Source organism: Oenococcus kitaharae (assembly GCF_025758695.1).
In the GTDB taxonomy this organism is placed as follows: domain Bacteria; phylum Bacillota; class Bacilli; order Lactobacillales; family Lactobacillaceae; genus Oenococcus; species Oenococcus kitaharae_A.
The window spans coordinates 72,297-80,054 of record NZ_JANJQP010000004.1 but is presented as its reverse complement, the minus strand read 5'-3'; the positions used below and the strand labels follow the sequence as shown (position 1 = coordinate 80,054).

Here is a 7,758-nt window from a genome sequence, read left to right as displayed (position 1 = left end):
ACCAGTAGCAACTGGTAATGCAAGATTTTCCATAGAACTTTGCCATATGTCACTACTATTCAATGGATCGGCTGAACTAGAAAAGGCATATAGGGAAATATTAGGCACATCCCAGCCCCAAGAAACTGGCACGGTAAATGTAAATCTACCAGTTGAATTGGGAACTATGGTAAGCGAGTTCCCGGCCTGCGTTACTCTAATCCTGAGGTTGGGATCGATATACCAATCATCACTCCCGTCAGATCGAATGCCATATTTAACGGCAGTAATAACACTACCGGTAACCACTCTTTGATTATTGACCAACTGTGCGCTTGCATTAGGAATAGGAAATACACCAATAACGGTGTTATTTGATATGTTGAGACTGTTATATCCAGACCAAAAATGTATTGGTGCCAGATGATGACCAGGCCAAACCGTTTCTACCCAATCAACGAGTGGGTCAACAAACAGGTTGCCTGTGACCGTTATATTTCCAACAGGCGTGGAATGCTGACCAACCCCTGTAGAATAAGCCAAAACATTACCATGATCATCTAAATAAGGCAGGAATTGGTTATTGGAAATAGTGACGTTATTTGATTCTTGCGTCTGAGCATTATGCTCTGCGCTGTCTGAATCAATTTTAGAAATATAATCAGCATCCCAGACATGATTATTAGAAGAAGCATCCAATTGGATAGCCTCAGCATAATAATCATGGCCGTCATTCATATCCAGCCTAGCTACTTTTTTAAGATTTGGTGCATAACCAATAAATTTATTATTTGAAAAAGTCGAATTTTGAATGCCGCCAAGATCAAAAATATGTTCGCCTTCAGTATTCACCATCGTAAAACTATTGTCATGAACTTGCCAATTATTACCATGATCAGCCATCACGATGAAGAAATTGCCATTGACCAAATCCTTAGCTTTCACATTCAAATTTGACATGGTAAAATTTGAAACACCATCAATGGCTCTAAGACCGGTAGCCAAACCTACCCAAATTGACTGGCCATCAACAATTAGATTGGTTTGGTTACCATTAATCGTGGTATTAGAAGATAAAATAATATTTCCAGCAGTAGAGGAGAGGTTCTGTGGCCCTGCTGCGCCCATAGAATAATTTCCTTGCGGTAACTGAATATTTGTACCTGGATGTTGGGAAGCATAATAAAGGGCAGTTTGCAGCAACTGATCATTTTGGCTGCCACTGTTTGTCTGACTCATATTTACGTGATAATCGTTGCCGCTAATAGTTGGAGCTGCCGGCTCCCAACTGGCGGGGACAAGATCCTGTTCTAACACATAATCATTTTCATAACCATTTTGGAAATTAATTTTGTATTCCCAAAAAGAGTGTGAGCCGCTGAATGGCTGTTGGCTGATGATAATTCCGACCCAACCACGATGTGGGACTAAATCATAGCCATTAGATTCATTCTGCGCATAAGACCCGATTTCAACTTTTTCACCCACAGAAAAAACCGGATCCGAATAACCAGATAAATCCTGTTCTAACACATGATCGTTATGTTCGCCATCATAGAAAGAAACCATATACTCATAGCCAGAGCCATTCGATACTGTGGAAATAGATAAAACTTTGCCCACCCAATTTCGGTGCGGAATCAGGTTATAACCGTTAGATTCTGAAACAGCAGATGCGCTGATTTGAACAATGTCCCCCACTTTGAATTTCGATGGAATTGCAGGTGTCTCGTTGGTATCTGAATTATTTGCTGTATTGTCAGACGGTAAATTGCCAGGCTGAGGGGCGTTCTGCTGAGTACTCGATGAATCACTACTGTCCGATGAAGACACCGCAGAAGAATTAGCATCTGCGGTGTTTCCTAATACGTTTGGCTGACTAGTTGCAGTGGTTTCAGGAGAGGTGCTAGTGCTGTTTGTCGCGTCGCTACTGGTTGCAGTATTATCAGCTTGATTATCTTGTTTAACACTTTGAGTAACAGAGGTATTGGGGATGACATTGGTGTCGGCTGACGCGCCAAAACCGAAAATAGTAGGAACCAAGATCAACAAAAAAAAGAAAACAAATGAGATTAAATATCTTGGAACTGATTTGAATAAACTTGTTTCTTCTTTTAAACGCATAAAATCCCTCAAAAACTATTTAACACTTACAAGTCTATTACTAACTAAGACAATTCTGAGAATAGGATTGCAAAAAATCATATTATTAAAGAAAATCTATTATTTAAACAAATGATACAAATTTTTGATCTCACCCATAAAAAATAAAGGGATAATCGTAAAGAACCAAAATAACATTGAATTTAAAAGCAGCTGCCAGAATACAGAACGCAAATCAAGACCAAATATCTGAGGTACCAATATACTCAAGTAGCCGATTAAAGAAGCCACTAATGGCTTGAAAATCATTATGATATAAGACCTTAATTTATCATCTAAAACTCTTCGCGACAGGTACCCAAAAGACACCCAAAAAATGATGTAATAGTGAATCGTCATCATCAAAGCCATACCATTGATTGATTTTGTAAAAACACCAAAAACAATGAAAATAGCCGTAATTGCAAATTCAAAGAATCCTATATTCATTAACTCTTTGGTTTTATTCCTCGCTTGGTAAATCGCTCCTAAAGTGGAAGTTGTCATATGTATCCAAGTCGTTAAAGCCAGTATACGGAATGGAAAAATAGCGCCAGACCATTTCGGCCCGAATAAAAACTCAATGATTAAATCGGCATTCGCAAACAAATACACAGATAGTGGGATTCCAGCAATCATTAGAACGTTAATGACACGATGGTATATTTTCTTGATCGTATCAATATCCGACTCAAAATTGCTAAGAACCGGTTGCATGACAGGCACAATTACCCCAGCAAACATATTGTTGGGATAAACAACGAGTTGAAAGGATTTACCATAATTTCCTAAATCTTTCTGTCCAAAAAATTTACCGATGACCAAGTTGTCCATGTTTCCGGCGAAATAATTAAAGATACCAAAAACCATCTGATATCCAGAAAAAGATCTGATTTTTGTAAAGGAGCCCCTGTCATAACCCTTTAGCAATTTCAAACCTGAAAAATAAAAATAAAAGATAAAATTGATCAAAGATGGCAAAAGGTTAGAAATTACCAAGGCATATATACCCCATCCACCAAAAGCAGCGGCAATTCCTAAAATACCGCCAATGATATAGGCAAATAAACCGGTGAAATTCAGTTTTTTAAAATCTTGTCTTTTTTGCAGAATAGCCACTGGCACAATTGAAACAATCGATAACAAAACTAAAGGTGCCAAAAACCAACTCAGCTGATAATAGATCGGATTTCGATATATCAAAGCAAAGGGAATACCTAAAGCCCCGAAAAGAACAAACGCCACAAGTGAAATCGCAAATAAAATCTTAAATAAAGAAGAATAATCTCGATCGTTTAATTCTTTATTTTGGACAATAGCTGGTCCAACTCCCAAACTCGTGATCAACTGAAAAAATGGCAGTAGCACCAGCATGATGTTTAACACACCATAGACACTGGGTCCTAAAATCCTAGATAAAACAATGCTGATAAAAAAATTGGACACAACACCGGCATATTGGCCAATAGCTGTAAAAAAAATGCCGTGACGTAATTGTTTTTTTATAATATCCATTAATTTTCTTAACGTTGATCCAAGGAACAGTGGGATTTCACTTCCATATTTTTTCCATCACCTCGGCACGATACTCATACTCAGGATCGCCATACTCAATCGGTGGATTAAAGAAGAAGCCATTCCAAGTACCTTTGATAATGATTCCCAACTTCGCAAAACGGAACTTCACGCCTGGTGTTAGTAACACTTTGACAAAATCATAGGCATTATGACCCAGCGTTTTTATGTATTTCGGTAGTGAATGACGGCGCTTGGACGTGCAAAGGCGATTTCTGAATTCATTCAGGTAACGAGGCAAACGAGCTCTAACCTTTTCACCAGAAATATCTCCTGGCAACGGATTCTTCCCGCTGGCATGTACCACGATCGAATTGCGGACAAAAAAACCCGGGAAGAAGTGCGTTACACGTTGGGTATATTCAATGTCATCCCCCCAAATAAAGTATTCTTTTTGCGGCAAACCAACTTTGAGAACCGCCATCCGAGAGATGATTGTTGAGACAAAAGTCGAATGTTTGATGCGGACAAAAGGCGCATCCCCATAATAAACCTTGATTTTATCGGAAAATAAGGGTGCAGCCATGTTCATATTAGCCCAAGTCCCGTCTTTCCAGATATCGTGACTGGCGGCCATACCAGCTGTGGGATCTAATTTCCAAACTTCTAATAGCCGATCTAAGGCATCATCTGTCACCAGCGAGTCATCATCCATCAGCCAGACGAAATCATCATTGGTCTGCTGAATAAAGGCACGCACGCCTTGATTAAAACCGCCAGCGCCACCCACGTTTTTTGGCAGATCAACAAAAAAAATCTTGGTGTCTTTTTTTGCTTCTGCTAAGACCCAATCTTTTGTGCCGTCTGTTGAAGCGCCATTCACAATAATAATGTGTTTCAGACTCGCACTATGCTGGTTCTGCAAAGCGGCAATAGATTGTTTTAGCAAATCCAAACGATTATACGTAACAACCACGGCGCTCACGGTTATGTTCTCAGTATTTTCAATAAATAATTTAGACATCTTTATGATTTTAACACCTGTGTTTCCTTCATACGATATTGAGCAAATCTGACAAAAACAAAAATAGAAATCAATGAATAATAGCTGAACCAATTAAAGTCGAATAGAGCTAACACGCCATACATAATCATCGTATATTTGGCGGCATCTTTGACAAAAATTGTTAAATTATCTTGCGGCATCTTGGTGCGGAAATCATAGAATAGTTCTCTTACCTTACGTATGATCGGCAGGAAGAATAACAAACCATACTGAGCCAGAAAACCACCCCAATCAGACAAAACCGCATAGTGATGACTGAATCCCCAAAGATACTCAACGTTTAATTTTGTGTTTCGTGGTGCGAACTGAACAATGTAATGACTCACATAACCATTTCCAACCCCGAACAATGGATAGTGCAAAAAAGTCAGAAACAAACCTATTGTGCCGCCTGTTCGATTAGAGGCAGATTGGCCGCCTTTGGCAAACAAATAGCCATCCAAAAAACCGTGAATTGAATTAATTGTGAAATAGGCCAGCGTGATTGCTGCAAGACCTAGTATTGCCATCGTGATGAAAAACTTTTGCGTTCCGCCACGCATATCCCAGACCAAAACCAGCCCTGTCAAGCCAATTGCCACCAACCCGGTCGTGGTCTTAGCCAATGCAAAGACAGCGGCAATAAAGAATAGTAGTACGTAGGCTTCAGTCGGAAACTGACCAAATTTATTTTTGATGAAGGAATAGCCGTGTTTGACAGCTGATAGCACCCATGGCAGAAATACAACTGCCAGTTGTCCGGCCAAAAAAGCCGGTTCAATCTCTAGTCCGTTTGCGCGATGCATGGTAGCCGCATAAGAACCTTTCACATAATCACCAACAATCCCCCATCTGGGTAAAATTGATTGGTCGATGTAGTTCACCCAGCTCAAGGTCCAATTCTTACCAGTAGCAACGATCAATTGCGGAACTAATACTAAAATACCCATAACAGCTAAAGTCAGAATCGTACCGCGGATATATCTGTACATATCTGCATCAAATCGAATACTGCAAAATAACAGCAGATACACAATCAACAAAGATAGAATCGTTGAGAGAAAGCCAAAAAAAGAGCCCAAAATATTGAAATCTTGGGAATCAGACCCAAACTTACTATAATTCCAAATCAGTAAAATAATTTCAGAGACGGTGAGCAGGACAAAGTATAGGACAATCTTGCCTTGAAAGATTTTCTCCTGAAACAATTCTTTTGGTTGAAGTGTCACCTTAAAAATGAGATAGGCCGAGAAAACAAAAAAAGGCAACACCGTGAAGGGTTGCGGGATCACATTTGTAAATTGCTTTACAAATAAAGAAAAAAATATCAGCCAAGCCGACATTACTTCAATTTATCCTTTATATCATTCCATAAAAGCACAGCACCAGAAAGAACAAGTCCCAAAGCAGCGCCTATCAAAGTGAACTTTCGTGTACTAGGCCCTGTCTCACGGACTGTGTTGGTCGCCTTTTGTGCAACAATCACTTTTCCGGCAGCGGGCAGGATCCGAGGAAGAACTTTTTTTGTCGACGCAGCTAATGCGTTCACGATACGGACAGCTTTTCTCTTATTAGCAGCACTCGCACTGATATGCATTAAGACGCTATTATCCGGCGAAGTCACTGTCACATCTCCCGAAGAAAACGCAACCGTTTTTTTTGCGTCATCTGTAATCGCTGAATTCTTAATCAGTGCTTGAATCGAATTCTGCAGAAGGATGTCGCTCTGAGTCAGATCAAGCGCATTGGCATCACTATTCTTTTTGTCGTTATCACCGAAATTGCTATAGTTATGCGAAATTGTCAGCACCGCATTAGCGTGGTATGTTCTAAACGCAGCCATCCTAGAATAGGCAAAGCCAAAGCCGGCAAAAATAATCGCCGCTAAAAGCCAAATCCACCATTTTTTAATGAGCAATTTTAATAAGTCTAATAAAGAGTATGTTTTCATATTTTCCAATCCAAGAATTAATTATAACGAAGCTAATGCTATTGTACTTTAAGCGGCCAGTTTCTTTGAAAAAAGATCGTTTGCACGAAATGGCTGCGATTAATCAGAAAGGCAGTTATAAAGGTCAGAAAGGCAATGATCAAAGCCGCTAGGGTCCAGCCTAAATAATTATTTAAGTGCAGTATGTAAAGATATCTATTCACCAATTGGACTTGCAAGAAGATCAAGACCCAGTCGTGCGTCACCATCAGCATTCCCGAATTCCGTCCAATCCAAGCCATCCAGCCGTGAATTTTTTTATCCAGCCAAATTGCCAAATCTAATATCACAATAATCGATGCAAATGCCGCCAGCAGGGTCTGCCAAGCATTTCCATTAATTACAGCTGATACAAAATAAAAGATATTTGTCTTCGATATATATACCCATACAGCCAAACAAAGGAGGGCAAAATAAGGCGTCTGAATAAAATGAAATTGTCGGGTCCTCTCGTCGAATAAATATTTGAACAAGTAGCCCAAAGCCAGAAAAGTGGATCCCAACAGGCCGCTCTGTATGTCAAAGGGCCATAGATAAGGCACAAATTCGTGCCGTACAATTATAAAAAAGATAAGCAGAGATGTAAGGAGAACAATGATGCGTCTGGAAAACTCTGGCAGCCTGGTAAAATTAACCAGTTTCACAAGCAAAGAAAAAGTTAAAACAGAGATTGCCATGGCTAAGAAAAACCAAATGGCACCAATTGGTGCTAAATCGCCCAATAAAGTAAGGTCGTGTCCGCCATTACCATAGATAGCACCAGCTAAAGTGCTTTTAACTGGCCAATTCAATAACCAGGCCAAGGCAACAATCATCAAAGATCCAAATATGTAAGGAACAATCAGATTATTTAGTGTATTAATAATCCGTTTTTTCCAGCTATAGTCGTGGAACAAAAAACCAGATAGAAAAAAGAAAATCGGCAAATTGCCAATCATAATGAAATTCGTTATCCACTGTGCGTAGCCATCATTTACCCACCAACCAATACCTGCGTGAGTGACAATGACCAGCAATAAGGCAATACCGCGAGCAACGTCTATGTAGGTGATTCTTTTTTTTCTTTGTGTTTTTTGCATGATTGATA

5 protein-coding genes and 1 pseudogene are annotated in these 7,758 nt (G+C 39.6%); all 6 read right to left on the bottom strand.

The window, feature by feature from the left end:
* A pseudogene (locus tag NRF22_RS08635) lies at nt 1–2,103 on the bottom strand (hypothetical protein); the annotation flags it as partial.
* Nucleotides 2,104–2,202: 99 nt separating this feature from the next.
* Complete coding sequence (locus tag NRF22_RS08630; protein WP_007745209.1) at nt 2,203–3,636, bottom strand: lipopolysaccharide biosynthesis protein; 1,434 nt, start codon at nt 3,634–3,636, stop codon at nt 2,203–2,205.
* A gap of 37 nt (nt 3,637–3,673) precedes the next feature.
* Complete coding sequence (locus NRF22_RS08625; RefSeq protein WP_028291864.1) at nt 3,674–4,660, bottom strand: glycosyltransferase family 2 protein; 987 nt, start codon at nt 4,658–4,660, stop codon at nt 3,674–3,676.
* A gap of 2 nt (nt 4,661–4,662) precedes the next feature.
* Nucleotides 4,663–5,910, bottom strand: coding sequence for a hypothetical protein (locus NRF22_RS08620; RefSeq protein WP_241778162.1), 1,248 nt, complete (start codon nt 5,908–5,910; stop codon nt 4,663–4,665).
* 113 nt (nt 5,911–6,023) lie between these two features.
* Nucleotides 6,024–6,632, bottom strand: coding sequence for a Wzz/FepE/Etk N-terminal domain-containing protein (locus NRF22_RS08615; RefSeq protein ID WP_007745204.1), 609 nt, complete (start codon nt 6,630–6,632; stop codon nt 6,024–6,026).
* 38 nt (nt 6,633–6,670) lie between these two features.
* Nucleotides 6,671–7,750: an acyltransferase family protein gene (locus tag NRF22_RS08610; RefSeq protein ID WP_007745203.1), complete on the bottom strand. Its 1,080-nt coding sequence runs from the start codon at nt 7,748–7,750 to the stop codon at nt 6,671–6,673.
* Nucleotides 7,751–7,758: the final 8 nt, after the last annotated feature.